Here is a 26,082-nt window from a genome sequence, read left to right as displayed (position 1 = left end):
GAAAGCGCAATCATTTTTACCCGGACGCATGTGCCGTTACCTCAAAACCCGCATCATGCCGTCCGCAGCGGAAATACAGGCAGTTGCCTCCATCGCATCTCCCCTTCATTCTGAGATTCACCCTTGAAGGCGTACCCCCATTATAAGGCGAAGTAATATGGATAAAAATGGAATTATTTTAGAAAAAGTTATAATTATTTATTTTTTTTTTGAAATATACGTATGTTTGCGGCCGCCCCCCCCTCGATGAACCCATTGGGCAGATCGCCCATAGTATGTGATATAACCTTTTTAAAGGAGCGTATCCTCATGTATCCTTATCCGTACGAGGGATTCCAATATCCCTCAGATCCGCGGGAGAGCTACCGGCCTTGGCCTGTTCGGACTTATCCCGCCGCCAATGCGGCCTATTCGGGATGGCAGCCCTATTATTCGGCAAGCATGCCGCCGGCATTTCCGGGCTGGATGCCCGATGAGCCGATGTTCCGCGCGGAGAAGGCCGCCCCATGCCTGAGCCAGGCGGAAGTCGAATTGCAAAGAAAGATGCGGCTGCTTTGGGAACAGCATATTACGTGGACGCGGCTTGCCATCGTCAGCATCGTCTTCGGCCTGCCGGATGCGAACGATACGATCGCTCGTCTCCTCCGCAACGCTCCGGATATGGGGAACTTGCTCAAGCCTTACTACGGCGACCAGGCGGGAGATACGTACGCAAACCTGATCAAAGAACATCTGGTTCTAGCGGCGGATCTCGTCAAAGCGGCGAAAGCCGGAGACCAAAAAGCGGTAAAAGCGAAAGAAAAAGCGTGGTATGCGAATGCGGACGAGATCGCCAAATTCCTGCATAGCATCAATCCTTACTTATCCGAAAAAGACGTGAAAAAAATGTTCTACGAGCATTTGGCGCTGACCAAAAACGAAGCGGTCACTATGCTGAACAAGGACTATAAGGCGAGCATCGACACCTATGACAAAATCGAGCAGGAAGCTTTGGACATGTCGGACGCCATCACGGACGGAATCGTTAAGCAGTTCGCTCTCTGAACCGGCTTGCTTGCGGATGAAAGCTTTCCGCAACTGCGCGCTTTCCCGGGGTTCGGCCGGCGCACTGCTCGGCTGATCTCCGGCAAATGCAAGCCAAGTTAACGGACAGGCAGGCGGAAAGAAAATACGACTCCCCGATCCGTATTCGCGGCTCCGTATTCGCTTTGATGAAGCTCCAAAATATGTTTGACAATCGACAATCCCAATCCCGTTCCGCCGCTGTCGCGGTTTCTGGAGCGTTCTCCGCGGTAGAAGCGTTCCCATATTTGCCCGAGCTGATCTTCGGGAATCCGTTCCCCTTCATTTTCAATGAAAATGGCGGCTTGCCGGGCTTCGACTTCGACATGAACCCGAATCAAGCCGCCTTCCGCCGCATAGCGGATCGCATTGCCGAGCAGATTGAGAACGACCTGCTCGATTTTTTCCGGGTCCGCGAATACTTCGGTTTCCACGGCTCCGTCCGCAACGATTTCCAATTTGCGGTCGGCCAGAAGCTTAGCCAGCTTTTCCGCGGAATCCAGAATAAGACGATGGATGGAAAAGTATCTTTTTCTCAATTTAACCGTTTTGGATTCGAGCTTCGCCAACTCCAGCATGCTGGCGACCAATTTCTCCATTTTCTCGGCTTCGTCTTGAATGACCTCGATGTAACTCTCTCTTTTATTTTGCTTCACATTATCACGCAATGCTTCCGCATATCCTTTAATGATGCTGATCGGCGTTTTCAATTCGTGCGACGCATCGGATACGAAATCTTTTTGCAACTGTTCCATGCGGTTTTTATACGCCATGTCCGCCACCAGCTTGCCGTTCGCCTGCTGCAGCTCAAATAGCGTCCGGTTCAAATTTTCCGATAACGTATTCAAGCTTTTGGATAAGCTGCCGATTTCATCATGACTGCGGATGGGGGATTTCGTTGAAAAATCCATGTTCGCCATGCGAACGGCAGTGCGGTTTAATGAAATAAGCGGCCGGGAAACCATTCTGGAAAAAAGGAAGGACAATACGGCGATCAGACACAATCCGCCGATTCCCAAATATAAATAATAAACTTTCAGCGCGCCGAATGACTCCGTGAGCTGTGTTAGCGGCGTAAGAACGAATACATATTCCCTGATTTTGCCGTCCGCCATAATAGGCCGTATAAATATAATATTGCTGACCCCGCTGACCGGTTCGGTCCACTCCGCATGAAACGCCTGTCCATTCTTCACATTGTCCGCATATTTAGGCGGAATCGGCAGCCACTCTTTCAACGCAGCGGCCAAAATCCCTTCACGCTTGTTCCATTGTGCCGGTGCAGGCAGCAGCAGGTCCGTTATCGTACCGCTCACCTCTTGAGCTTGCCCCTCAGCAAGACCGTTAGGCAAGCTGCCGATTGCAGGCACGCCTTGCTTGGAGATCACATAGGGAGAGAACAGTTGATTGTTGATCTCCGAATAATAATTGCCTCGGACTGTAATCCGGTCCCCGCGCTTCAGGCCAAGCTCCGTCAAACGCTCTATATCGGGGAAGAAGGAGACGGGGACTGCGACGGACAACCCTTGATCCGTCAGCAGGCGGATTCGAAACGGGTTGTCGTATTTGACATTGCCTTCAGCATCAAGAATGGCGACTTGCGCTCTATTTTGATTAATAAAACGGGCGATAACCGGCATCATTTCGCTTCGCGTCCAATTTTGGCGCGTGTACTGTTCTGTAAACTCCGCCACCTTCTGATCCAGTTCCTCGGCTCGTTGATGCTGATAAAATTTTTCAAAAAACCAGAACTGCCCCAAGATGACGACGGCAAAGAACACGACGAAAAACAAAAACGTCACGGCAAACAGCTTTGCTACAATCCCCTGTCTTTTCATTGAACTTCCCCGAATTTATAACCGGTTCGAAAAACAGTGGCGATATGCCGGGCATCCGCACCCAGCTTGCCGCGCAACTTTTTGATATAGGTGTCCACGACCCGCGGGTCGCCATAATAGTCGATCCCCCATACATGGTTAAGAATCGTTTCCCTGGACAAAACGATATTCTCGTTTTTAATTAAAAACAAGAGAACGTCGTACTCTTTGGACGACAGATCGATGCTTTGCCCGTCGACGTGCACCGTGTGAGCCAAGTTATCAAGCTTGACTTTGCCGAATGAAACGATATGATCTTCATGACCGACGGTTCTTTCGACCCGTTTCATCAGCGTTTTCGCACGGGCCACAAGCACCTTCGGGCTGAACGGCTTGGTCACGTAATCGTCCGCACCCAGCTCAAAACCGAGCAGCTTGTCCTCTTCATTCGATTTGGCGGTCAGCATAATGATGGGCACCGCAGACATTTGCCGGATGCGCTGGCATACGGACCATCCATCCAACTGGGGGATCATAATGTCAAGTATAACGAGATCGACCCGATGCTTGCCGAATTGTTCAAGCGCCTGGACGCCGTTCTGCGCCTCGTAAACATGCCATGAGGCCTCGCTAAAGTAATCGGCTACAATTTCGCGAATCCGCCTTTCATCTTCAATTATCAAAACAGTTCTCCGCACGCTTTCACCTCATTCATTTCTCTTGCGCCATCTATGTTAACATTAAAATTCATTTATTTTGAATCGATTCACACGAATTACACAACTCTAATGTATTATAACGATAATGATTATCAAAATCACCTTTTTTACGAAAACAATTTTAAAGGAGAGAAACAAGTTGAACCAGAAACACCCGCACCGCAGACATGCAAAAAAACAAGCTGTCACCCTAGCCTCCCTTATCGTCATTATGGCCGCTATCGTCAGCGCCTGCGGGACAAGCCCGAAGCCTGACGACAAGTCCGCCGTGCCTGCGGAAACAGCCAAGGCAGCAGCCGAATCCAAAGAGCTCGTCATGTATTCCGGACGCAAGGAGAAGCTGCTTGTTCCGATCATGGACGCTTTTGAGAAGAAAACCGGCATTAAAGTGAAAGCCCAGTTCGGCGCCTCCAATGAATTTGCCAACAAAATCAAGGAAGAAGCGGCGCATCCCGCAGCAGATGTCTATATATCGCTGGATGCGGGCATTATTGATTCCATGGGCAATAACGGCCTGCTTGAGCAAATGAGCGACGAGACGCTGAAACCGGTCGACCCTGCGTGGCATTCCTCCAAAAACTATTGGACCGGCCTGTCTTCGCGCTATCGGGTCATTTTATACAATAAGGATCTTGTCAAAGAAAGCGAGCTGCCTACCTCCGTTCTTGAGCTAAGCGACCCTAAATATAAAGACCAGCTGTTCATTACGCCAGGGTCCAATCAATCGCTGCAAGCTCAAGTGTCGGCAATCCGGCTTGTTAAAGGCGAAGATGCGGCAAAGTCGTTCCTGGACGGTCTGGTCAAAAATAACGTTTCCGTCTTGAGCAATCACGACGATATCCGCAAAGCTGTCGGAGCCGGCGAACGAAAGTTCGGCCTGATCAACAACTATTATTACTACCAGCAGTTGGACGAGAAAGACAACAACCATGTCGGGATCGTTTATCCGGACCAACAGGAAGGCCAAATGGGCATTGTCAACGATGTTGCCGCTATCGGCATCGTCAAAGGAGCTCAGCACAAAGACGCAGCCGAAAAGTTCGTGCAGTTTTTGCTGTCGAATGAAGGCCAGGCAATGTTTGCGGGCTTGAACAGCGAGGTTCCGATTGTGCAGGGCGTTCCGTTCAAGGAGCGGGGCAAACCTATGAGCGAGCTGAAATTCGCCAATGTCAAGCTGGAGCAGCTCGCCGCCGAGTTGGACAAAACCCGCAAGCTGATCGATTCGGTCGGAGGCTTGCCGATTAAATAGAAGGACGGTCATCACTTTGACACTGAGAATCCGCAATCGAAAGAGACCTTCTGCAAGTACTGCCGCTTTAGCTGTAGCGGCAGTACTTCTTATGCTTTTGCCGCTTGTTTTCGTTATCGTCCATGCATTATCGGCCAAGCTCGAACTGTGGGGCGAACTGAGCCGCCACCTTTTGCCGTTCTTGCTGTGGAACACCATTTCTTTGACCGTCTGCGTCACCCTGCTGTCGCTGGCGCTTGGCGTATCGCTGGCCTGGCTGGTCGCCCGCACGGATTTGCCCGGGCGCAAGGCGTGGCGCTGGCTTCTGGCGACGCCGATGGTCATCCCGATTTATGTTGGGGCATTTGCCTATATTTCTTTGTTGACGCCGGGAGGACTCGTGCCTAAATGGCTGAGCCGGTTGACGGGCGCTCCCGTCTATACGTTCAAGTACATTTCCGTATACCATTTTTGGGGCGTGTGGATCATTATGTCGATCTTCATGTTTCCGTATGTATATATGCTCGTGCTGGCTGCGCTGAATCGAATGAACGTCAGCCTGGAAGAAGCGGCGCGGGTGGGAGGCTATTCACCGGCACACGCTTTTTTCCGAATCATTCTGCCGATGCTTCGTCCGAGCGTGGCAAGCGGGGCGCTGCTCGTCAGCTTGTACGTAATGTCCGACTTTGGCGCTGTCGGCATGCTGCGCTACAGCACGTTCACCTACGCGATCTTCGATCAGCTGAACCGCGGCTCGGACCGTTCCGGGGCGGCCGTGCTCAGCCTCGTGCTGACGCTCATGACCTTGCTTGTGATCGGACTGGAATGGGGCAGCCGCAAACGGGTCCGATACTTCCAGACAGGCGCCTCGACAAAAGACGTCAAACTTATTCCGCTCGGGAAATGGAAGCCGGCCGCTCTGCTGTATGTGATTTTCATTGTTTTCATCGCTGCCGCCCTCCCGTTGGGCATGTTGGTATTTTGGACGGTGCAGGCACTGCAAACGAACATGATAGGCTTTAAAACGCTGCAGTACGCCTGGAACAGCGTATCGGTCTCCGCCCTGTCGGCAACGGCCGCGACACTGCTCGCTTTTCCCGTCGCTTTCCTGCGCACCCAATATCCATCGCGTTCAAGCGAGCTGTTGTCCCGCCTTTCGTACGCCGGTTACGCGCTTCCCGGAACAGTGGTAGCTCTGGGCATCATCTTTTTCTTTAACCGTTATGTGCCTGTTTTGTACGGAACCGTTGCGCTTCTCGTTTTGGCTTATGTCATCCGCTTTCTACCGCAAGCGATGCAGTCGCAGGAAGCTTCCTTGCAGCAGCTCGCCCCGTCTCTGAATGAAGCATCCCGCGTAATGGGGCATACGCCGCTGCGGACACTGGCCAAAGTGACGCTGCCTCTTATCGCACCGGGGCTTGTCGCCGGCTGGTCGCTCGTTTTCGTCAATTCCATGAAGGAGCTTCCGGCTACTATGGTGCTTCGTCCCATCGGCTTTGAGACATTGGCTTTTCGCGTCTGGACGGAAGCTCAAGGCTATTACTTCATGGAAGCTTCACCGGTAGCGCTTATCCTCGTGATCCTATCGCTTATTTCTTTAAAATCGCTGCTGGGAACCAAAACAATGGGAGGATAACAACGTGACAGATCATGCATCAAAAGAAGTGATACGCATCCGTTCGCTTGCAAAAACTTATCCGGGCAGTTCCAAGCAAGCTTTATGCGGGATAGACCTGTCAGTCGGCGAAGGGGAAATTATTACGCTCCTTGGACCTAGCGGATGCGGAAAAACGACGGCTTTGCGTCTCGTTGCGGGTTTGGAAACTCCCGATGCAGGCGAGATTTACATTCAGGGCAGGCTCGTTTCCTCCGCCGAAACATCGCTTCCGCCGGAGAGCCGCGGTCTGGGGATGGTGTTTCAAAATTATGCGCTTTTCCCGCATATGACCGCTTATGACAATATTAGCTTTGCACTCTTCAAATTACCGAAAAAAGCCCGCCGCCAGCGCACTGAAGAAGTTCTGGAGCTGGTCGGGCTAACAGCTTTGGCCGGCCGCTACCCGCATGAACTGTCTGGCGGCCAGCAGCAGCGGGTTGCTTTGGCCCGCGCCCTGGCGGCGAAGCCTGCGGTCGTATTGCTGGACGAGCCGTTCTCCAATCTGGATGAAGAGCTGAAGAAAGGGCTGCGCAAAGAAGTGAAGCAAATTTTGAACCGGGAACGGGTCGCGGCCATTTTCGTCAGCCACGATCAGAAGGACGCGCTGCAGCTGTCGAATCAGATTTTGGTCATGAAAGACGGAGCGATTGAGCAAGCCGGGACGCCGCAGCAGGTGTTTCTCCGGCCGCGCACGGCGTTTGTCGCCTCTTTTCTTAGCGGAGCGTACACCTTGCCCGGACAGGCCGACATTGCGAACGGACTCGTGCAGACGGATATAGGCGCTTTCCCCTGCAGCGACATTCCCGACCGCGGCAGCCAGGCAACCGTTTGTTTGCGCCCGGAAAGTCTGACCCTGTGCGCCGAAGGAACGATACGGGGGATCGTCAAATCCGTCTCGTTCATGGGCCCGGTTCAGGAAGTATCCGTTCATATTCAGGGCGTTCGGGATTTGCATGAAATCGTTGTGAACTGCGGTCTTCAAGAGGACGTAAAGCCAGGACAACATATCCGGCTGCAGCCGGATGCCGGGCATATCGTCGTCGTTTAAAGCCGCCCGGACGGCTCTGATACGAAAAAGCCCGGCCCCCTGCCGTTCGGTTCGGCGAAGGACCAGGCTTTTTGCTATTTAATCAGCAGATCGCCTTGCTTACCGCGGCTGAGCACCGCTGTCACTTTGTCGGTTAACTGACTGACCTTGTCATAGTCGGCGGAAATCGCGCCCTGCTCGTTTCGATCAAAGATTAGTCCATCGATTTCGCTTCCCGTCTCAAATAATTTCCGAAATGATTTTGGACACCGGCGCGTTCGACAACATGACGGGGAGACCCGTTGACAGACAATCGTTTGGAAAACTTTCATCGGACCGCAAATTTGCTGCATTTTACCAAATTCTTCCTCACTGTAAAAGGCGCACGTGCCGTTCGTCACTTCTTTCGACGTCTCCACCGCAAAACGGACAGCGGATGCGCAGAAAACCTGCAAAAATACATCTTTTTTATTCCCCAATACGCTGAATCTGAGCAATTCCTGCAAATGTGCAGTTTTTTTCGCTAAATTTGGGGCTAAGACTGACCAAGCTACCGAAATGCCTGCACAATTGCAGGCATTTCTTCCAAACGAGCGGATTACTGAAAAATACCTGCACTTTTGCAGGTTTTCGGGTGTGTGCGGGCTGGAAAACGACAACCGTCGTCTATTCGCTCCCCGAGGGCGAGCAAATTGCGAGTACTACAGGGGAACTTTGCATGGGATGAGTACGGAGACGTGTCGCGAAATCGCGGTGGTACCGGTACAGGTTGGTCAAGGTGGCGGAGCATGTGAGGCAGATGCAGCCTGCCGTCACTGTGAACGCCACGACCTTAGCGCATCTCAATAATCTAGCAGGCGTCCATTATCATGCCATTGACCGAACATTATATTTTCTCTAGTGTTTGTTATCAATTTGTCTAATCTACTTTTAAATAATTCCGGCTGATTTTTATTGCTTTGTATCGTGTCGATCCGAACTCTTTTATAAAGTGCCGGAAATGCCAAAAAATTCTCATATACTTGCCTTTCCTCTGTTAGCCTTTGCTTTATAACCCAATCTATTTTAAAAGAATCATGCCCCATATCAGGAAGTACCTTTCTTCCTTCGTCTCTCATTAACCCCAACTTTTCGAGGCGGCGGACACGTTCTTTATTCTTCTCTTGATTTTACTGCAATTAGATTTTCAATTTCCATGGATAAAATACAATCTCCTTTCTAAGTATGGAGAGTGATTGACAAGTAAAAAGGGCGATTTCTCTGATCTCAGAAATATCGCCCTTTTACACTACTCAGTGCCCTTAACCAATCTTACGGCGTAAGGGATTAAATGGATTCCGCAGGCTGCTGATACCAAAAAAGTGCATAGTCGTTCATGGCGGATGCGTGGCCCAACTGACGCAACATTGTAGAAACATTGCCCCTGTGATAGGTCCCGTGATTGACCATATGCAGCACAATTTCCGATAAGCGTGTTTGGCGGATTCCGGCGTATGGATTGTCAAGCAAAATGGTTTGTTCCAAATCGGCTTGACTTCGGAACCATTCCCCGTATTGTTCCGATAACTGGGCAAAAATATTGGCGTATTCATCCACAGAATGCAGGATGCTCTCATTTAGCGGTATGCATGCTTGCAGAGCCTCTTTCATGCCAGTGCCCGTTAAAACCAGATACCACATCTTATCAACCGCATAAATATGATTAAGGGCATGGGCGATGGTGGGTAATGTCTCCTTTTTGATTTGCTATGGATTTGAAGTTGTTTCCTGATGTCAGTATAAAAAAAGAAGTTTGACAACAGCGTGTCATACTTCCATCGGCATGAAATTGCTTATCGACCTGGTGAAACTGATCCAGCGCTTCCGCCAAAGCCTCCGGCCCCACCCGGATCACTACATCCTCCAACTGATCTTGCCATTCCTTGTATGAAAAAGCAGCCTCTTCCGGCACTTCGTGATGCGGCTCGAAAGTTTCCTGTGTCAGAAACAAATTCATCAACCGGGACAGTCGAAACTCCCGATACTCTCGCCGAGTTCGGCAAAACCCGTAAATGTACCAATTACGATATTTAAAATGAAGCCGCAGCGGTTCCATTTCACGGGTCGTGCGTTCATTCTTTGCATTGATATAATCAAAGCGGACGATATTTCGCCGGGAAATGGCCGTGCGTAAATGTGGAAGCGCGTCAGGATCCGTCCGGCTGGTTTCAAAGTCCACTGTCAGACTCGTGGTCCGATGCTCCGGGCCGATCGTCTGCAGTTTTTCTGGCAAAATGTGGTCGACCGACCGCCGTCATGCAGCCAACACCACACGCTGGGAGCTGCACGCGGTGCGAAAATCTTGGGACAGGCCTGCTTGTTGTGTCGTTTGACCAATCGGAGGAACTCGCTTTACCTGACGCGCTCCCAGAAGACCTCCGGTGCGTGTGACGTCAAGCTGGATTGGAGTTCCCTTGGAGAGCATCGCTACCGCGGGGAACGGTATATGACGAATGTGGAGGCGCAAAATGTTTGCTGCGGGGAGTCATTCTATCGCGCCGGGTCGGCGGGCAAGCTCGCAAAAAGGAGCTGCCGCGGCAGCTCCAGATTTTTTTCAATCATGTATGAATTATACCCGGTGTACCTTTTCCCACCCTCCCGAATTTACGCTTCTGACGATCGCATCATTGACGAGCATGGTTCGGTAGCCTTCTTTGAATGTAGCCACGGAGTCGGCGAGCGGCTTTTTATTTCTAATGGCGTCGTAAAAATGCCTCATCATGTTTTTCAAGCTATCCGGCCAGCCTTCCTCATGCCCGCCCGGATAATGCACAAATGGAAGCGCTTCACTTTTTAAAATGCCGGCCTCTCTCTTTATCGCTTCCGCCGGTTTATCCCGATAACCCATATGAAGCACAAAAGGTTCCTCCTGTTTCCAAGAACCGGACGAAAAAGAGCCGTCCAAATGAATTTCCAGAGCATTTTTATTTCCCGCCGACACTTGCGATACCGTAAAAACGCCCCTGCTTCCGTTATCGAATTTCACCAGAACCGAGCAGTAGTCTTCGGTGTGGACGTCAACGAGTTCCGAGGTTTCTCGCGATTTGTACCGCTTTGGAATAACGATGGACGAATCCGCCAAAACTTCAGAAATCCCGAGTCCAGTAACGTACTGGACCAAATCGAACAAATGGGACCCGATATCGCTGATCGCTCTCGTGCGTCCGCCGAACTCCGGCTCCATACGCCAGTTGTAGTCCGTGTCGTAAAGCAGCCAATCCTGCAAATAGCTTCCTCTGACGATGCGGATCTCGCCCAGATCTTTGTCTTTAACCATACTTTTGAGCTGCTGCACCATCGGAAACTGCCTGTAATTGAAATTGATGCCGGTATACAGCTGCTTTTCCGCGGCCAGTTCATATAGTTCCCTGGCTTCCTCACTTAGTAGAGTGAGCGGCTTTTCCGAAAGCAGATGTTTACCGTGCAGCAGCGCCTGTTTATTGATTTCATGGTGCAAATGGTTCGGCGTACAATTGTGTACAACTTCAATTTCCTCGTCCTGCAGCAGTTCCATATAATGTCCATAAGCCTTGGGGATGTTCAATTCTGCGGCATATTGCTCGGCCTTAGCCTGATTGCTCTGGCTGACCGCTGCAATATCTGCAAAACCGAGCCTTCGTACAGCTTCGATATGCGCCCTTCCAATAAAGCCCGCTCCTATAACAGCTGCCTTGACTTTTTTCATAGCGCCTCTCCTTTTCATTTGTTCGTAGTATACTTTTGATTATATCAGTTATACTTTTAACATTCAATGTTAAAAGTATATGGAATGGCGTTCAACCGTGTGAATGCTTCAACAGTTTAGCGCAAGGGGTTATAAGCCTCCGCTTTGTCCCAGCTATGGCCGCACCTTTCGCCAACAGCGTGTGCTGACTTGACTGGATGGCGCGTGCCCATGCACTGTTTGCGCCAACTCACTGCAAGCGCGTCTTGGAGCAAAAAACCTGCAAAAGTACAGGCTTTTCCGCTGAAAGTACCTCATTTTGGCGAAAAGCCTGCGATTGTGCAGGAATTTTCGCTCCAGATTGAGCTGAGCCCCGAATTCGGCGAAAATTGCTGCACTTTTGCAGGAATTTATCTCGGCTGACATATCGACGAGCAAAAAACCTGCACTTTTGCAGGCTTTCCTCGCTCTATCAAGCAGATGTGCTGCCGGCTCTGACGTGCGAGTTTTTCAACATTCTGAAAAACACAGCTTTCCCCCCTGGATGCCTTTCCTCAAAGCAATCCTGCAGGCACCCCTCAGGCCCGTCCCGACCGGAAATTCCTGCATTATCGCCATGGCCGGCTTTCCCGCCAAAAACCGGCCGCTTCCAGCGAACGAGCCTGCACCTTCACAGCTTTGCCGGCCGGATTATGCCGTTTGTGAAGCCGCTAGCCCGCCATTCCATGCAAAAAAACCTTGCCCAAGGCAAAGTTTACATTGTCCATACTATATGAAATTCAACCGAGAGACGCCTCGGTTTTATCGTTCGTCGCTTGTATGATCAACTGGTCGATAGTCATATAAGCGCCGCCGATCAAGCCGGCCGTACTTCCCAGCACTGATTTATCGATGATCAATTTGCGGGTAGCGAGCGGCAAAGAGCGCTGATACACACTTTGGCGGATTGCCGCCAGAAACAAGTCTCCGAACCCGGAAACAGCGCCGCCGATCGATACCAGAGACGGGTTGGAAAAGTTTACGACCGCAGCGATAACGCGGCCGATCGCCGCCCCGCTTTCGCGGACAAGTTGGGTGGAAACGGGATCCAGACTCAGCAAGCCCGCTTCAATATGCGCGAGCGAAATGTTCCCTTCCTCTTGGACGATTTTCAGCAAATACTCGCTTTTCCCCGACAGCGCAAGCTCCTTAGCCTTCGTGACGATGGCTTTGCCTCCGGCCGTCGCTTCCAGACATCCGCGGTTGCCGCACCAGCAGACCACTTCACTGCCGATGTCAAAATGCCCGATGTCCCCGGCGCTTCCGGTCGCTCCCCGGTACAGCTTGCCGTCATAAATAACGCCGGAACCGATTCCCGTATCGACATTGACAAAAATCAAATGCTCGACCTCGAAGTTCAAGCCTTTGGCGTACTCCCCGAGCGCCATAATGTTGACGTCGTTATCGATGTAGCAAGGGCAATCGAAATAAGCGGACCAAAACTGTTTGATCGGATACTGGTCCCAACCCGGCATAATCGGCGGCGAAACCGGCCGGCCGGACGAAAATTCGACAGGGCCCGGGATGCCGATCCCGATTCCTTTGACCGAACGGCTCTCGATACCGTTTGTTTTCAGCAATCGTTCCACGCACTCGTGCAACCGGGTCAAAACGGTTTCAGGTCCATCCTGGATCTGAATCGCTGACGCAGCCGAGTCTATGATTTGGCAATTAAAATCGGTTATCGCCACCTGAGCGACCGCGGTGCCCAGCTCAATTGAAACAATAAATCCGCAGCCCGCGTTCAGCGCGTATTGTTTCGGCTTTCTTCCGCCGCTCGATGCGCCGATGCTGGAACCTTCGATCAGGTTCCCTTCCAGCAGCCGTTCGATATGATCCGAAACCGCCGACAAGGATACGCCGGCTTTGCTTGCTATGTCCGCTTTTGAGAGCGGCAGTTTGGATTTTCTTATCATTTGAAGAATGTCAGCCGTCATGGACAGCATGTTGGGACCACCACCTAGCCACTTTGCCGCCGCTTGCAACATATGTCTAATAAACCGGCCTGCATCTATGAATACTTTTAGTTACGACTGTTCATATATTACCACAAAGTCGCACGCAGACCAATTTGCCGCCCACCAATCCCCTCTTTTTCCCAAACAAGACAATTCATACAAATGCATCGCCGCAAACTTCCCGGTAATTGCAAGAGGCACACTTATATTTCCTAGGAAATGAAGAAAAATAATCGATAGGCTTCGGCTTGTTGGCCGCTATGTCTTCCAGAAACTTTGCCATCTCCAACTGGCTGTCCGTAATTTGCTTCCTGACTTCCTCCAGGTCGGAGTCGTTCACTTCTATTTCGCTGCACTCGCCGGAGAGCAAGTTTTCAATTTTAATTTTCATCTTTTCAGGCTGAGCCCCGTATTTCACGTTCAAGTATAAGGCATATACCTGTACTTGTTCTTTGTAGCTTTCGTCGTCTTTGCCCGTTTTCCAGTCTACGATCGTCCAGAAACCGTCTTTATTTTTGTATAATAAGTCCAGCTTTACGTATACTTTAGTCCCGTTGATGAGTATGTAATCCAATTGCTCCATTTCCAAAATTTCCAAATTCGTGTCCCTACACAATTCAGCCAAACTTTCGGAACCGAGCAAATGATCCAAGCACACCTGCTGCCTCGCTTTTATCGTTTGCACACGGTCAGGCGGCAGATTGCCTTCGTAATACATTTCATGAAGCATCGTTTTGTTTTTGGGCTGGTGCCACCACGCCTGTTTGTTCCGGGAGTCCACGTAAGCCCGGTTCAGCTCAGCCCGCATCTCGGCAGCCATCGTCTCCCGTTCCGGCAGCGTCCGGTTTTTTTGCCACTGCAGCACCGCTTTCAATGCTTTATCGTGCAAAACGGAGCCGAACAGCAGATACAAGTTTTGCAGCTGCTTGAGTCTGTAAACCGTTTGCCGGCTTGCTTCCGCCTCTCTCAACCATCCGTTGTGCGCGCCGTAATACTGAAAATAATACTTTCGCGGGCAGTCCAGCAAAACTTGGTGCCGGGATACGGACCAGGACCATTCCGGATACGGAGTGACCTCAAATGGCATGGAATCCCCCCTTTCGCCGCGAGTTAACCTTCGGTTGACGCACCCGCGTAGTGCTTCGCCAGCTCGATAATCATCGCGCCCATCCGCTCGCTCTCCGGCACGATGACAAGATCGATCTGTTCGTTATTCAAAGCCTCGGCCGTCACTTTGCCGACCGCAACCGCTTGGACACGCTCGGCAAAAGCTTCCCGAACCGCGCCGTCAATCCCTTGCTGCCTCGCATAGTCAAACAAATAGCGCACTTGTACCGCGGTAGTGAAGCAAACTGCATCGATCATTCCGCCCAACAGCTCGCCGCAAATCGTTTCCAGTACCGTCGAGTCCGGCGCAACGTGCCGATAAGGAAGCAGCTGAATGACACGAGCGCCCCTCTCTTCCAAAAATTGGATCAACGCCGGCTGCGGCTCCCCATGCAGCTGAACGGCTACCGTCCGGCCCGCGAAATCGCAATCGGCCAAACCATTGATCAATCCTTGTGTCGTCCCATCCTCGTCGACAACTTCAGGCTGGATATCCAACTTCTTCAGCAGGGCGAACGTCTTATACCCCCGCGCCGCCACCTTCGCTTCCTTCATCTTTTGCAGCAAAGCCGTGTGAATGCCGAGCTTCGCGGCAGCATCCAGCAGCGTTTCCGTTCCGATGCCTGTCGTAAGGACGAACCAGTCCACCTTTTCGTTCGCGCAAACATGCAGCTCTTGTTCAACCGCCGTTTCATCGAACCGAAGCAGCCCTTGCAGCGGGCGAACGAGCGGAATCCCGCCCTGCTTCTCAATCAGTACGCTCATCTCATCCGTTTTTCTCGACCCGGCAATCGCAATTTTTTTACCGAACAGTTTGTCCATTTATGTATGAATCCCCTTTCGAACAAGCAAACAATACCCTAACCCGTTTATAGTAATAGGCAAACGGCTGTTTGGCAAGACGATTTTCTTTTTGGCCCTATCAAGTTCAAAAATTTGGAACAATAGCGGCAAACCCGGCTATATGCTTTTCCGCCCCGGATGATATACTAATGATGCTTTACTCTGCTTGCTACTTGGCCATAATGAAATAAGGTGATGAGAACATATGTGGAAACCGGACCGATCGAGCAAAAAGCCCATCTACCGGCAAATAGCGGATTACGTGGAACGGAGAATTTCTTTTGGAGAATTTCCTCCCGGAAGCGTCCTTCCTTCGGAAAGAAAATTAGCGGACAGCCTTGGCGTCAACCGCAGCACCGTCGTGCAAGCTTACGAGGAACTGCGGGCATCCGGCATCGTCGAGAGCGCCAAAGGAAGCGGCACCAGAGTAACCCGGCATAAATGGGGAATTGCCCCCAAACAGACGCCCAACTGGAAAACCTATGTGGAAGGCGGCACGTTCCTTCCGAATCTTCCCTTTATCCGCCGCATCCGCGAGGAACTGCGAAAAAAACCGTCTATCATCGATTTTGCGAGCGGCGAACTGTCCCCCGACCTGTTTCCGAACGAAATCGTGCGCGATTTGCTGCAAAAACAGCCCTTCGAGGAGCAGCTCGGCTACGACGATCCGCAAGGATACGCTCCGCTTCGGGAAACTCTCGTTTCGTTTCTTGAGCGGCACCTTCAAATCCAAAGCACGGATTCGTCGATCTTGATCACTTCGGGTTCCCAACAATCGTTGTACTTGATTACCCAGTGCCTCCTCAGTCCGGGAGACGCCGTTGCCATAGAAGATCCGTCCTACTGCTATTCGCTGCCGATGTTCCAATCGGCGGGGCTCCGCCTGTTCCGCTTGCCTGTCGGCGATCAAGGAATCGATCCCCAGGATGTCGCCAACCTGTACAAGCAGCACCGGATACGCATGATTTTTTTGAATCCGAACTTTCAAAATCCGACAGGCAGCGTCCTGGCTGCGGAGCGCAAAATCCGCTTGCTGGAAATTGCCGCGGAGCTCGGAATCCCTATAGTCGAGGACGATCCTTTTACGCTGACCGCTTTTGACGGAAATCCGCCGCCCACACTTAAATCGCTGGATAAGACCGGCAATGTACTGTACATCGGCTCCTTATCCAAAATCGCCGCATCCGGCCTGCGGATTGGCTGGATGATCGCCCCGCAAACCGTCGTGAACCGCTTGACGGATGCCAGACAGCAGATGGATTTCGGCTTAAGCAGCATCCCGCAATGGGTAGCCAATCAATTTATCCGGGACGGGCATTTTCAGACTCAAATCGCCGGGTTGCGTGAACGCCTGCGCATCAGGAGAGACGAGCTCATGCAAGGATTGCGGTCGATCATGGGCGATTCCGTTGCATTTACTCCGCCTCAGGGAGGACTCAACCTCTGGTGCAAAATCAATCGCGAAGTCGACGATTTCAAATTGCTGGACGAAGCGATAAAAAGAGGCGTCCTGTTCGTGCCGGGAAGCGTTTACGGCTCGGATCAGGGCTGCATTCGCATCAGCTTTGCGAGACCGCGCTTCGAGCAAATTGCACCTGGGCTTGAGTGCCTTCGCGACGCCCTGCAGCTGCAGGGCAAAATGGCCGCGTCCCGCAGCAAATAGCGTTGGCGCGGCGATAATTTATCCGGCCTATTGCCGGATGTACACGATCAGCGCCAGCACTCCCGCGGCAATGGCTATCACATAAAGGGCCGAAAGCCGGATCCATTTCGTCCCCGTTTTTTGAAAGTAAGTTTGATCCCCTTCCCTGTTTTTGCGCGAAAAACCGACCATAAACGTGCCGACCAGGCCAAACAGCAAAATCACGGAAAAAATCGCATAATAAGCATACATAGACATAGCAAACCGCCCTTTCTTTACACAATCAACGTGTTATAAAAAGAAGTATATATGAAACAAGCGCTCACTTCATCAACCACTTTTGCGTTATTATGCCCATCCAATTGTCAAAAGATCGCTGTACCGCGAACGGGCGACAGTTAGCACCGGCAGCAGTTGGCCGGAATTCGCCTTGCTGCGCGCCGCTTTTGGAGAAGCGCAGGGACTTAATTTCTGCCGGTGCGGGTGGACTGATTCGGTTGGCTGGCTCGGTTGGAGTGATTGTACTAGTTAGGGCGGTTGGTCGAGTGGAGTAGATGGGCTGGTTGGACGAGTTGATTCTGCCGGTGCGATTGGATTGGTTAGACTAGTTAATTTCTGCGGGTGTGGTGGATTGATTTGACTGGTTGGGTGCGGCTGGTGGGATTGGACTAGTTAGAGTGGTTGGTCGAGTGGAGTAGATGGGCTGGTTTGCCGCCTGCTGAGCCGATACAACCGTCTGTGGAGCGCTTGCCGGCCCGAAAGCCTGCAAAAGTGCAGGCTTTTTCTCAGGCGGCGGGGCATTTGGGGGAAAAGCCTGCGATAGTGCAGGAATTTTCGGCAATAACCCGCCTGAACAGGCGATTTGGCGAAAAAAACTGCAGATTTGCAGGAATATTTCGAGGGAAGGGCATCAAGGAGAAAAAAGATGTACTTTTGCAGGCTTTTGGCGCACATGAGCCCACTTCAACGCTCCGAGGGGCGGATGGATCGTTTCAGGCCGCTGTCAACGCCTCAAACGATACCTTTTCACTCGCCGGAGAGTCAAGCGGGCGCCGCAAAACAAAAAGGCAGCCGGCACTACACCCGCGCGCGGCCCGCCTTCTCGCGCCCAGCCCAGCCCCGCCACGCGTGCGTACACACGAGCACGCGCGCTTACTGCCGCGAGGCCTCTTTCACGAATTGTACGTGGACTTTGGCCCCGTACAGCAAAACGCGTTCATCGAGATCGAATCGGGGATGATGAACGGAATGCGTAAATCCTTTATCGCGGTTCCCGACGCCGATAAAAGCAAACGCGCCGGGAACGCGCTTGAGATACAAGGCGAAATCTTCGCCTGCCAGGCTCGGCGTTTCCAGCGAAACCGCCTGGGCCCGGCCCAGTACCTCGGCACCCGCCTGCAGCGCAAGCCGGGCGGCTTCGCTGTCATTCCGCAGCGCCGTGCCCATGCGGAAGCTCAGCGCGCAGGTGCCGCCGTAATTGCCGGCGATCGCCTGCGCACGGCGCTCGATCGACTGCTTGATCCGCTCCACTGCCCCGTCGCTGAACGTGCGGTAAGAGCCCGTGATTTCGCTGTCCGCGGCAATCGCATTCAGGACAGTGCCTGCTTTTAGCGTGCCGAAGGACAGCACCGCAGGCTCCAGCGGGTCGATTTCGCTCGCCACCGCGACTTTCATGTCCACGGCGAACTGGGCTGCCATCAGCAGCGCGTCCGCCGCCAAATGCGGCGTGCTGTGATGCCCGGACACGCCGTGAAACTGCACCTTAAAATGCGTGGACGCAGCCATCGCATATTTGGGGTGGACGCCGATCGTGCCGATCGGCAGCTCCGGCCATACGTGCAGCGCGAAACACAGATCCGCGCCGTCCAGCACGCCGGATTCCACCAAATCCGCGCCGCCGCTAATCAGCCGTCCGTCCAGCGGGCTGACCTGCGCCCCCTCCTCGGCCGGTTGAAACACAAACCTGACCGTACCCGGCAGCTCATCCCGGAACCGGCTGAGCGCCTTGGCGGCGCCGAGCAGCATCGCGGTATGAGCATCGTGGCCGCAAGCGTGCATCGCGCCGTCTTGCAGCGATTTGTACGGCGTTTCGTTCTCTTCCCGAATCGGCAGGGCGTCCATATCGGCGCGCAGCACGACCGTCTTTCCCGGCTTGCCGCCGCGCAGCGTGCCGACAACGCCCATGCCGAAATGCTTGCCGCAGCGGCGCTCCACTTCCAAACCCCATCGTTCCAGTAAATCAGCCACTATGGCCGAGGTGCGGACTATGTCAAACAAAATTTCCGGATGTCTGTGCAAATCCCTGCGGATCTCCACCAGCTCTTCCTCCAAAGTATCGATATAGCCCCAAATCGATGCCGTATCCATACCTCACCTCAGCTGTGCGCTTCCACCTTCGTGTAGCGGTTCGCCGGAAACGGAACCCCCAGATTGCCTCGCAGCGTGTCGGATTCGTAATCATTCCGGAATAGGCCGCGTTCCTGCAAAATCGGGACGACCAGATCGACGAAATCGTCCAGCGCTTTCGGAATGGAGGCAGCGATGATGAAGCCGTCCGCCGCGCCTTCCTCGAACCATTTTTGCACGCGGTCCGCAACCTGCTCCGCCGTTCCTGTAAATTCGCCGCGCGGGGTCGCCGCACGGAGCGCCACCTGGCGGAGCGTCCAATTGTTCTCCTTGGCATCGCGCTTGATTTTATCCGTGCCGCTGCGGAAGCTGTTGCTGCCGAAATCGCCCAGATCCGGGAACGGCTCGTCAAGCGGATACTGGGAAAAATCGTGATGCTCGAAAAAGCGGCCGAGGAAATCGAGCGCCTTATCGATCGTAACCAAATTCGCGAGTTCCTGATATTTGCGCTCCGCCTCTTCTTCAGTGCGCCCGATTATCGGGCCGATTCCCGGCAAAATCACGACGTCGTCCGGCGAACGCCCGTGAGCGGCCGCTCTGCTTTTAATATCCTGATAATAAGCCTGGGCTTCTTCGATCGTCTCATGACCGGCGAAAATGGCATCCGCCACCCTGGACGCAAACGCACGGCCGTCCTCGGACGCTCCCGCCTGAAAAATAACCGGCTGCCCCTGCTTCGAACGGGCAATGTTGAGCGGGCCCTGCACGGAGAAAAATTCCCCTTTGTGATTGAGCGTATGCATTTTCGCCGGATCGAAAAATACGCCGCTCTCTTTATCCCGGACAAACGCATCGTCTTCCCACGAATCCCACAGCCCGCGCGCTACTTGCAAAAACTCGCCGGCAATCCGGTAGCGCTCCGGATGGGCCGGATGGTTCTCTTTGCCGAAGTTTTTGGCCGAGCCTTCAAGCGGAGAAGTAACAATGTTCCAGCCTGCGCGCCCGTCGCTGATTTTATCGAGGGAAGCGAACTGCCTGGACACCGTGAACGGCTCGCTGTACGTGGTCGATAACGTGCCTACAAGACCGATGTTCTTCGTTACGGCCGCAAGCGCGGACAATATCGTAATCGGCTCGAAACGGTTCAAAAAGTGCGGGATCGATTTTTCCGTAATATAAAGGCCGTCCGCAATGAACAGCAGATCGAACTTGCCGGATTCGGCTTTTTGCGCCTGCTGCTTGTAAAATCCGAAGTTTACGCTGGCGTCCGTAATCGCGTCGGGATGACGCCATCCGGACACATTGCCGCCTACGCCGTGAATGATGGCGCCCAATTTCAGTTGTTTACGTTTTGGCATGTTCGTTCCGTCCTCTCATAATAAAGCTGCTTGTTTTAAATGAAGCCGGTAGCTTTTGACCAGAGTGTCGCCTTTTTGAATGTCCTTGTCGAAGGCCCGTTCGAAGCCGAGCCGCTCGTACAGCTTCACCGCCGACGCCATCATGTCCGACGTGTGCAAATGAAGCGTCTCCGCGCCGGACTCCAGCGAGCGCCGGGCGCTTTCTTTAATGAGCGCCGTGGCGATGCCGCGCCCCCGGGCCTGCGGGGAAACGGCCAGCAGCCGGATGATCGGGGAGTTGATGTCCAGCTCCGGTACGCCGTATGCCGCCGCAGACGACGCGAACAGCAGCACGCTGCCTACAACCTCCCCGTCGATTTCGGCGACGAGCCGCGCTTCAGCGCCATCGCTTTCGACCGAAGCGACGATCGAATCCTTGTACTGCTGCCAACCCTCAGGTGGCAGCGTATTTGCATACTGCACATACGCGTCCAGCGTAACTTGCAGGATAGCCTGCCGGTCCCCGCTATTCGCTTCGCGAATCCGCACCTCTTGCACGCTCATAGTTCCCCGCCTCCGTTCTTCCCCGGCCCCGGTCAGCCGACTTTACTTGCTTCGCTCTCCGCCAGCTTGATCCGGCTAATTTGCGCCAGATGCACTTGTACGTGGGCGACAAACGATGAAACGACGTCTTTCAGCGACACCGTCTGCCCTTTAAAATTGACGGCCGTTTTGTCCCAATCCTCCGCCGACAGCCGTTTGAACAATAAACTGTTATAAACCAATAACGCATGGAAAATGTCCAAAATATCCGCAGCAGAGCCTTCGTTTGCCTTTGCCGCGCTGACCCAAGGGTCCTGGCTGAATGCCGGCAGCTGGGCGGTCGAGCCTGAAATAATTTCCCGGATGCGGAAAGAAACGACGATGTTATGATCGGCCAGATGCGACAGCACCTCGGTCACACTCCACGATTCCGGCGCCGCTTTCCACTTCAACTGCTCGTCGGAGAGCCCTTCTATCGCGGTTTTCAGCTGTTGATGCTTATCCAGATAAGATTGAATATCGATTTCGCTCACACTCATTTTTTAACCTCCAATGTGCTCCCGAATAATTCCGGCTGACTCAAAGCAAGCTCGGCCAACTCGGCAAAATATTGCGCGCTGACGGGCAGAGCGCGTTCGTCCAGATCGAATGCCGGATGGTGCCATTCCTTCGAACCGGAAGTGCCCATAAACACGAATACGCCAGGCACCTGTTTTTGATAAAAAGCAAAATCTTCCCCTGCTGGCGAAGGCGTCGGCACAACGACGTTCAAGCCTGTGCCGTTCGCGGCCCGGGCGGCGAGCTCCGCCAGCTTCGCGTCATTTTGCACGGATGGCGGCCCCTTCACCCAGCGCACGGACGCCGTCGTCCCGTAAGCCGCAGCCACGCCCTCGACCACCTGCTCCAAGCGGCGGATGACAAGCGAGCGGACCTTTTCGTCGAACGTGCGCACCGTGCCGTCCAGAACGGCTTTCTCCGGGATGACGTTCCAGGCCGTTCCGCTATGGATGCGGGTGACGCTGATGACAGCGCTTTGCAGCGAGTTGATGTTGCGGCTCACGATAGATTGGAGCGCCGTAATGATATGGGCGCCCGCAACGATCGGATCGATGCCCGCATCCGGGACCGCGGCATGCGTGCCGTGCCCTTTGACTTCGATCACGAACCCGTCCGCGGCAGCCATGAGCGGGCCGGACTTGATGCCGATCGTCCCGACCGGAAGATCGGGCTTATTGTGCATGCCGAAGATGGCCTGCACATCCTGCAGCGCTCCGCTGGCGATGACCTGCTCGGCTCCCTGCGCCTTCTCTTCGGCCGGCTGGAAAATAAACCGCACCGTGCCCTGCAGCTCATGCTCGCGCTGCTTGAGCAAAAACGCCGTCCCCAGTATGGCGGCCGTATGGAAATCGTGCCCGCAAGCGTGCATTTTTCCCGCCGTCTGCGAAGCGTAAGGCAGTCCCGTTTCCTCCTGGACCGGCAGCGCGTCGATATCGGCCCGGAGCGCGATAACGGGGCCTCCGCTTCGCCCGCCGACCTCGGCGATGACGCCGGTCCGGAGAGGGAAATCGGCAATCCGGATACCCGCTTCCCGCAGCCATTCGCGGATCGACGCGGTCGTCTGGAATTCCTCGTTGGACAATTCCGGGTTTTGGTGCAGTTGACGCCGGATAGCAACCAGCTTTTGCCCGAAATCCGTCAAAGACGGCGCCAAAGTTTCACCGCTCATAAGCGTTCTCCTTCCCTCCGTGCACGTCTCATACGTGCAGCCCGGAGAAAGCTTCTTTCAGCAATTCGAAGGAACGAATGCGCTTTGCGAAATCTTTCACCGGCGTCGTGATCATAAATTCGTCCAGGCCGTACTTGTTTTGAATGTCGAGCAATTGGGAGCGCACGCTTTCTTTCGAGCCCTTCGTCACTTCCGCCTGCTTTTCTTCGACGGTAAATTTGGCGTTAGTCTGGCGTCCGTACTCTTCGGCCTGCTCCAGCGTGCCGACAGTCAGCGTTTTGCCGTTTTCCAAATGAATTTTGACGTTTTTGTACTCACCGGCCAGTTCCTTCGCTTCCTCTTCCGAGTCGGCGACAATGAGTGAAAGCGCGAGTATCGCTTTCGGCTCAGCCCCGCCGCTGCGGTTGAACCCGCTGCGGTAAGCTTCGAAAGCCGCTGCGGCCACGGCGTGATCGCCGTTGATGAACAGGGCGAACACGTACGGAAGCCCGAGTTCGGCAGCCAGTTCGGCGCTGGCCCTGCTCGCTCCGAGCAGGTAAATGTCCGCAGGCTGCGCCGGAATCGGCGAAACGCGCAAGCCTGCCAGCGGGTGATCGTCCTTCAGGCGGTTGCTCACAAATTGCTGGAGCTCCTTCAGCTTATCCGATAAGGAAGCAGGCTCGGCAATTCCTTGCTGCAGCGCCTGCGTCGAGCGCGGCAGACCGCCGGGCGCTCTGCCGATGCCGAGATCGATTCTGCCCGGCGCCAGCGAAGCGAGCACATTGAAGTTCTCAGCCACTTTGTAAGGGCTGTAATGCTGCAGCATAATGCCGCCGGAGCCGATGCGGATGCGCTCCGTTTTGGCCAGCAGGTGAGAAATCAATACTTCCGGCGAGGAACCCGCCAATTGATCGGAATCGTGATGCTCGGAAACCCAAAAACGGTCATAGCCCCACTCCTCCGCTTTTTTCGCCAGTTCAACCGTATGCCGCAAGGCGTCCTCCGCATTCTCTCCGGGTAAAATAACGCTTTGATCCAAAATGCCAAATTTGATTCCCATGGCTCAGCACTCCTATCTGAATATCGTTATATCGTATAGCTCCACTCGGGAGTAATCCGCTTCAAAAACTGCCGGGTGCGCTCCTCTTTAGCCGAACCGAAAATTTCCTGCGGCTTGCCCTCTTCCACGATGACCCCGCCGTCCATGAAAACGACATGATTGGACACGTCGCGGGCAAAGCCCATTTCATGGGTGACGACGATCATCGTAATCCCTTCCCTGGCGATTTTCTGGATCACGTCCAGCACCTCGCCCACAAGCTCGGGGTCCAGCGCCGAAGTCGGCTCGTCGAACAAAATGACTTCCGGGTTCAGCGCCAGCGCCCGGGCGATGCCGACACGCTGCTGTTGTCCGCCGGACAACTGGCTCGGAAATGCGTCCAGCTTGCTGCCCAGCCCGACTTTTTCCAGCATTTGCACGCTTTTGGCGCGGGCGGCTTCCTTCGATTGCTTTTGTACGATCACGAGCCCTTCCATCACATTTTCCAGCACCGTTTTATGCTTGAACAAATTGTAATGCTGGAACACCATCGCCGTTTTGCGGCGCAGGGTATGAATGTCCGCTTTGCTCGGACGCTTGCAGTTGACGCTGAAATCGCCGATCGCCACCTCGCCGTCATTCGGCTTCTCCAGGAAGTTCAGGCAGCGGAGCAGCGTCGTTTTGCCGGAACCGCTGGGGCCGAGAATACAAACGACTTCACCCTTTTTCACGGTCAGGTCAATGCCTTTGAGCACCTCGTGCTTGCCGAAAGCTTTCGTAATATTCGTCAGTTTGATCATGATACGCCACCTCGGTTGTACAGATTGATTCGTTTTTCCAGCTGCCCTGTCAGCTTTTCGATCAGCATGGTCACTCCCCAAAAAAGCAGGGCCGCGGCAATGTATGCCTCAAAAAATTTCCAGTTTGTCGTAGCGACAATCTGCGCTTTGGCATTAATTTCAACGACCGATACGGTAAAAGCGAGCGTCGACCCGTGCAGCATGCCGATCAGCGAGTTGGATAAATTCGGCAAACTGACGGCAAGTGCCTGCGGGAGCACGATCCGCCTGAGCGCCTGGGGCGTCGTCATGCCGATCGAATAGGCCGCTTCCATCTGCCCGCGATTGACGGCGAGTATTCCCGAGCGGACCACTTCGGATAAATAAGCCCCTGCCGTAATCGAGAAGGATATAAAAGCAAAACCGATCATCGGAATCGATGTCGATCTGAAGCTCCAGCCGATTGCGGCGGCAAAAGCGTCCAGCAGCATCGGCAGCCCGAAATAAATGAGCAGCAGGTGCATCAGCATCGGCGTGCCGCGAACGAACGTAACATAGGCGGCGGCCAAGTAATGAAGCACAGGAATGCGGTAAATCCGGATCAAAGCGACCGCCGAACCGATCATAAAGCCGAAAAATACCGAGACAACCGTAATGACGAGCGTAGTCGGCAGCGCAGACAGCAGTTGAACGAAAGCCGTCCAAATAAACACGGGATCGAGCTTCATGGCTGATACCCTCCTTTACCGGGCTGCGCAGCCCAGACTCCTTTGAACAAGCGCCGCGATTTCGGCTGCGGTTGTTCGGAAACGATGCGCTGCTCGTAGCGAAGCAAACGTTTTTCGATCAACTGGAAAATCTTTTCCAGACCGTAGCAGATGACAAAATAGATCAGCGAAAGCGAAATATACGTTTCTATAAAATGCTGCGTAGCGGCGCCGAGCGTCTGCGCCTTGCCCATCAGTTCCATCGCCCCCAGCGAAAAAGCGAGCGACGTATCTTTTAAATGGGCGATAAGCAGGTTGGCAAAATTGGGCAGCGATATCGCCAGCGCCTGCGGCGCAATAATTCGCGTGAACGCCTGATACCCGGTCATCCCGACGGAATAAGCGGCTTCGACCTGGCCCCGGTCCACCGCTTTGACCGCCGCCCGGATCACCTCCGATATGAAGGCTCCGGCGTTTAGCCCGAAAGTCAAAATGACGAAAGTCAGCACGGGAGCTCTGGAGACGTCCACGTCGATCAGCTTCAGCGTCTCCGGCAAACCGTAATAAATGAGGAACAGCTGGATCAAAATCGGCGTTCCCCGGAAGAAGGATACGTACACTTGCGAAAAACGCTTTAACACCGGGATATCGTACAGCCTGGGGAGGGCGACGAGCAGTCCGACGACAACCCCGAGCAGCATGGAACAAGCGACGATAAACAGCGTAATATTCAAATACGACAACAGTTTCGGGATAAAATCAAACACATAGGTGATATCGAATTGTTTGCCCATGATGACGACTTCACCTTCCTTAAAATCCGG

At 53.5% G+C, this 26,082-nt stretch carries 22 protein-coding genes and 3 pseudogenes; 5 read left to right on the top strand and 20 right to left on the bottom strand.

Annotated features, from left to right (window positions below):
- Positions 1–480 precede the first annotated feature (480 nt).
- A complete protein-coding gene (locus tag AC6RNO_RS06090; protein WP_474685917.1) occupies positions 481–1,044 on the top strand; it encodes an acetylglutamate kinase in 564 nt (187 codons plus the stop codon).
- A gap of 98 nt (positions 1,045–1,142) precedes the next feature.
- Here AC6RNO_RS06090 and AC6RNO_RS06085 read toward each other — a convergent pair whose 3' ends face one another.
- Entirely contained in the window at positions 1,143–2,900 is a 1,758-nt protein-coding gene (locus tag AC6RNO_RS06085) for an ATP-binding protein (protein ID WP_497104947.1), read from the bottom strand.
- A complete protein-coding gene (locus tag AC6RNO_RS06080; RefSeq protein WP_497104946.1) occupies positions 2,897–3,577 on the bottom strand; it encodes a response regulator in 681 nt (226 codons plus the stop codon). The genes AC6RNO_RS06085 and AC6RNO_RS06080 overlap by 4 nt, the downstream gene beginning before the upstream one ends.
- A gap of 160 nt (positions 3,578–3,737) precedes the next feature.
- Here AC6RNO_RS06080 and AC6RNO_RS06075 point away from each other — a divergent pair, with 160 nt between their 5' ends.
- From AC6RNO_RS06075 to AC6RNO_RS06065, 3 genes are all read left to right on the top strand, one after another.
- On the top strand, positions 3,738–4,847 hold the full coding sequence (locus AC6RNO_RS06075) for an extracellular solute-binding protein (RefSeq protein ID WP_488436568.1): 1,110 nt from the start codon (positions 3,738–3,740) through the stop codon (positions 4,845–4,847).
- Between the two features lie 91 nt (positions 4,848–4,938).
- Positions 4,939–6,462, top strand: a complete 1,524-nt coding sequence (locus tag AC6RNO_RS06070; RefSeq protein ID WP_488436567.1) for an ABC transporter permease — start codon at positions 4,939–4,941, stop codon at positions 6,460–6,462.
- 4 nt (positions 6,463–6,466) lie between these two features.
- Positions 6,467–7,531, top strand: coding sequence for an ATP-binding cassette domain-containing protein (locus AC6RNO_RS06065; RefSeq protein ID WP_497104945.1), 1,065 nt, complete (start codon positions 6,467–6,469; stop codon positions 7,529–7,531).
- A 74-nt stretch (positions 7,532–7,605) separates the two neighbouring features.
- On the opposite strand, the gene AC6RNO_RS06060 is transcribed toward AC6RNO_RS06065, so the two are convergent.
- The 8 genes and pseudogenes from AC6RNO_RS06060 to AC6RNO_RS06025 all read right to left on the bottom strand — a co-directional run bounded on the left by AC6RNO_RS06060 (position 7,606) and on the right by AC6RNO_RS06025 (position 15,139).
- Positions 7,606–8,169, bottom strand: a complete 564-nt coding sequence (locus AC6RNO_RS06060; protein WP_497104944.1) for a DUF1177 family protein — start codon at positions 8,167–8,169, stop codon at positions 7,606–7,608.
- A gap of 183 nt (positions 8,170–8,352) precedes the next feature.
- Positions 8,353–8,673, bottom strand: a pseudogene (locus tag AC6RNO_RS06055) (YdeI/OmpD-associated family protein); the annotation flags it as partial.
- A 163-nt stretch (positions 8,674–8,836) separates the two neighbouring features.
- A pseudogene (locus AC6RNO_RS06050) lies at positions 8,837–9,241 on the bottom strand (DinB family protein); the annotation flags it as partial.
- Between the two features lie 73 nt (positions 9,242–9,314).
- Positions 9,315–9,776: pseudogene (locus AC6RNO_RS06045) on the bottom strand (helix-turn-helix transcriptional regulator); the annotation flags it as partial.
- A 342-nt stretch (positions 9,777–10,118) separates the two neighbouring features.
- On the bottom strand, positions 10,119–11,234 hold the full coding sequence (locus tag AC6RNO_RS06040; RefSeq protein WP_497104943.1) for a Gfo/Idh/MocA family oxidoreductase: 1,116 nt from the start codon (positions 11,232–11,234) through the stop codon (positions 10,119–10,121).
- A gap of 758 nt (positions 11,235–11,992) precedes the next feature.
- A complete protein-coding gene (locus tag AC6RNO_RS06035) occupies positions 11,993–13,198 on the bottom strand; it encodes an ROK family transcriptional regulator (protein ID WP_474685869.1) in 1,206 nt (401 codons plus the stop codon).
- A gap of 166 nt (positions 13,199–13,364) precedes the next feature.
- Positions 13,365–14,297, bottom strand: coding sequence for a PD-(D/E)XK nuclease family protein (locus AC6RNO_RS06030; protein WP_497104942.1), 933 nt, complete (start codon positions 14,295–14,297; stop codon positions 13,365–13,367).
- A 23-nt stretch (positions 14,298–14,320) separates the two neighbouring features.
- On the bottom strand, positions 14,321–15,139 hold the full coding sequence (locus tag AC6RNO_RS06025) for a uroporphyrinogen-III synthase (protein WP_474685865.1): 819 nt from the start codon (positions 15,137–15,139) through the stop codon (positions 14,321–14,323).
- A gap of 226 nt (positions 15,140–15,365) precedes the next feature.
- Here AC6RNO_RS06025 and pdxR point away from each other — a divergent pair, with 226 nt between their 5' ends.
- Complete coding sequence (gene pdxR, locus AC6RNO_RS06020; RefSeq protein WP_497104941.1) at positions 15,366–16,823, top strand: MocR-like pyridoxine biosynthesis transcription factor PdxR; 1,458 nt, start codon at positions 15,366–15,368, stop codon at positions 16,821–16,823.
- A gap of 27 nt (positions 16,824–16,850) precedes the next feature.
- Here the strand turns inward: pdxR and AC6RNO_RS06015 are convergent, their stop codons facing one another.
- The 10 genes from AC6RNO_RS06015 to AC6RNO_RS05970 all read right to left on the bottom strand — a co-directional run bounded on the left by AC6RNO_RS06015 (position 16,851) and on the right by AC6RNO_RS05970 (position 26,052).
- Positions 16,851–17,060, bottom strand: a complete 210-nt coding sequence (locus AC6RNO_RS06015) for a hypothetical protein (protein WP_488438197.1) — start codon at positions 17,058–17,060, stop codon at positions 16,851–16,853.
- A gap of 894 nt (positions 17,061–17,954) precedes the next feature.
- Positions 17,955–19,169, bottom strand: coding sequence for an amidohydrolase (locus AC6RNO_RS06010; RefSeq protein WP_497104940.1), 1,215 nt, complete (start codon positions 19,167–19,169; stop codon positions 17,955–17,957).
- Between the two features lie 8 nt (positions 19,170–19,177).
- Complete coding sequence (locus AC6RNO_RS06005) at positions 19,178–20,506, bottom strand: NtaA/DmoA family FMN-dependent monooxygenase (RefSeq protein WP_497104939.1); 1,329 nt, start codon at positions 20,504–20,506, stop codon at positions 19,178–19,180.
- Positions 20,507–20,521: 15 nt separating this feature from the next.
- A complete protein-coding gene (locus tag AC6RNO_RS06000; RefSeq protein WP_497104938.1) occupies positions 20,522–21,049 on the bottom strand; it encodes a GNAT family N-acetyltransferase in 528 nt (175 codons plus the stop codon).
- Between the two features lie 32 nt (positions 21,050–21,081).
- Complete coding sequence (locus AC6RNO_RS05995; protein ID WP_497104937.1) at positions 21,082–21,567, bottom strand: DinB family protein; 486 nt, start codon at positions 21,565–21,567, stop codon at positions 21,082–21,084.
- Positions 21,564–22,754, bottom strand: a complete 1,191-nt coding sequence (locus AC6RNO_RS05990) for a M20 peptidase aminoacylase family protein (protein WP_488438199.1) — start codon at positions 22,752–22,754, stop codon at positions 21,564–21,566. The genes AC6RNO_RS05995 and AC6RNO_RS05990 overlap by 4 nt, the downstream gene beginning before the upstream one ends.
- 28 nt (positions 22,755–22,782) lie before the next feature.
- Positions 22,783–23,793, bottom strand: a complete 1,011-nt coding sequence (locus AC6RNO_RS05985; RefSeq protein ID WP_488438200.1) for an LLM class flavin-dependent oxidoreductase — start codon at positions 23,791–23,793, stop codon at positions 22,783–22,785.
- Positions 23,794–23,819: 26 nt separating this feature from the next.
- Positions 23,820–24,572 carry an amino acid ABC transporter ATP-binding protein gene (locus AC6RNO_RS05980; RefSeq protein ID WP_474685847.1) on the bottom strand — a complete coding sequence of 251 codons (753 nt, stop codon included), beginning with the start codon at positions 24,570–24,572 and terminating at the stop codon, positions 23,820–23,822.
- Entirely contained in the window at positions 24,569–25,279 is a 711-nt protein-coding gene (locus AC6RNO_RS05975; protein WP_474685845.1) for an amino acid ABC transporter permease, read from the bottom strand. Before AC6RNO_RS05975 ends, AC6RNO_RS05980 begins: the two co-directional genes overlap by 4 nt.
- On the bottom strand, positions 25,276–26,052 hold the full coding sequence (locus AC6RNO_RS05970; RefSeq protein ID WP_474685843.1) for an amino acid ABC transporter permease: 777 nt from the start codon (positions 26,050–26,052) through the stop codon (positions 25,276–25,278). Before AC6RNO_RS05970 ends, AC6RNO_RS05975 begins: the two co-directional genes overlap by 4 nt.
- Positions 26,053–26,082: the final 30 nt, after the last annotated feature.

It is taken from the genome of Paenibacillus sp. sgz302190 (assembly GCF_059820445.1).
The sequence above is the reverse complement of the archived record's forward strand: the minus strand, read 5'-3'. Positions and strand labels throughout refer to the sequence as shown.

Coding starts and splice junctions, on each gene's coding strand:
- AC6RNO_RS06090 (WP_474685917.1), top strand. CDS start 481: ATGTTCCGCGCGGAGAAGGCCGCCCCATGCCTGAGCCAGGCGGAAGTC.
- AC6RNO_RS06085 (WP_497104947.1), bottom strand. CDS start 2,900: ATGAAAAGACAGGGGATTGTAGCAAAGCTGTTTGCCGTGACGTTTTTG.
- AC6RNO_RS06070 (WP_488436567.1), top strand. CDS start 4,939: ATGCTTTTGCCGCTTGTTTTCGTTATCGTCCATGCATTATCGGCCAAG.
- AC6RNO_RS06040 (WP_497104943.1), bottom strand. CDS start 11,234: ATGAAAAAAGTCAAGGCAGCTGTTATAGGAGCGGGCTTTATTGGAAGG.
- AC6RNO_RS06035 (WP_474685869.1), bottom strand. CDS start 13,198: ATGCTGTCCATGACGGCTGACATTCTTCAAATGATAAGAAAATCCAAA.
- AC6RNO_RS06030 (WP_497104942.1), bottom strand. CDS start 14,297: ATGCCATTTGAGGTCACTCCGTATCCGGAATGGTCCTGGTCCGTATCC.
- AC6RNO_RS06025 (WP_474685865.1), bottom strand. CDS start 15,139: ATGGACAAACTGTTCGGTAAAAAAATTGCGATTGCCGGGTCGAGAAAA.
- pdxR (WP_497104941.1), top strand. CDS start 15,366: ATGTGGAAACCGGACCGATCGAGCAAAAAGCCCATCTACCGGCAAATA.
- AC6RNO_RS06015 (WP_488438197.1), bottom strand. CDS start 17,060: ATGTCTATGTATGCTTATTATGCGATTTTTTCCGTGATTTTGCTGTTT.
- AC6RNO_RS06010 (WP_497104940.1), bottom strand. CDS start 19,169: ATGGATACGGCATCGATTTGGGGCTATATCGATACTTTGGAGGAAGAG.
- AC6RNO_RS06005 (WP_497104939.1), bottom strand. CDS start 20,506: ATGCCAAAACGTAAACAACTGAAATTGGGCGCCATCATTCACGGCGTA.
- AC6RNO_RS06000 (WP_497104938.1), bottom strand. CDS start 21,049: ATGAGCGTGCAAGAGGTGCGGATTCGCGAAGCGAATAGCGGGGACCGG.
- AC6RNO_RS05995 (WP_497104937.1), bottom strand. CDS start 21,567: ATGAGTGTGAGCGAAATCGATATTCAATCTTATCTGGATAAGCATCAA.
- AC6RNO_RS05990 (WP_488438199.1), bottom strand. CDS start 22,754: ATGAGCGGTGAAACTTTGGCGCCGTCTTTGACGGATTTCGGGCAAAAG.
- AC6RNO_RS05985 (WP_488438200.1), bottom strand. CDS start 23,793: ATGGGAATCAAATTTGGCATTTTGGATCAAAGCGTTATTTTACCCGGA.
- AC6RNO_RS05980 (WP_474685847.1), bottom strand. CDS start 24,572: ATGATCAAACTGACGAATATTACGAAAGCTTTCGGCAAGCACGAGGTG.
- AC6RNO_RS05975 (WP_474685845.1), bottom strand. CDS start 25,279: ATGAAGCTCGATCCCGTGTTTATTTGGACGGCTTTCGTTCAACTGCTG.
- AC6RNO_RS05970 (WP_474685843.1), bottom strand. CDS start 26,052: ATGGGCAAACAATTCGATATCACCTATGTGTTTGATTTTATCCCGAAA.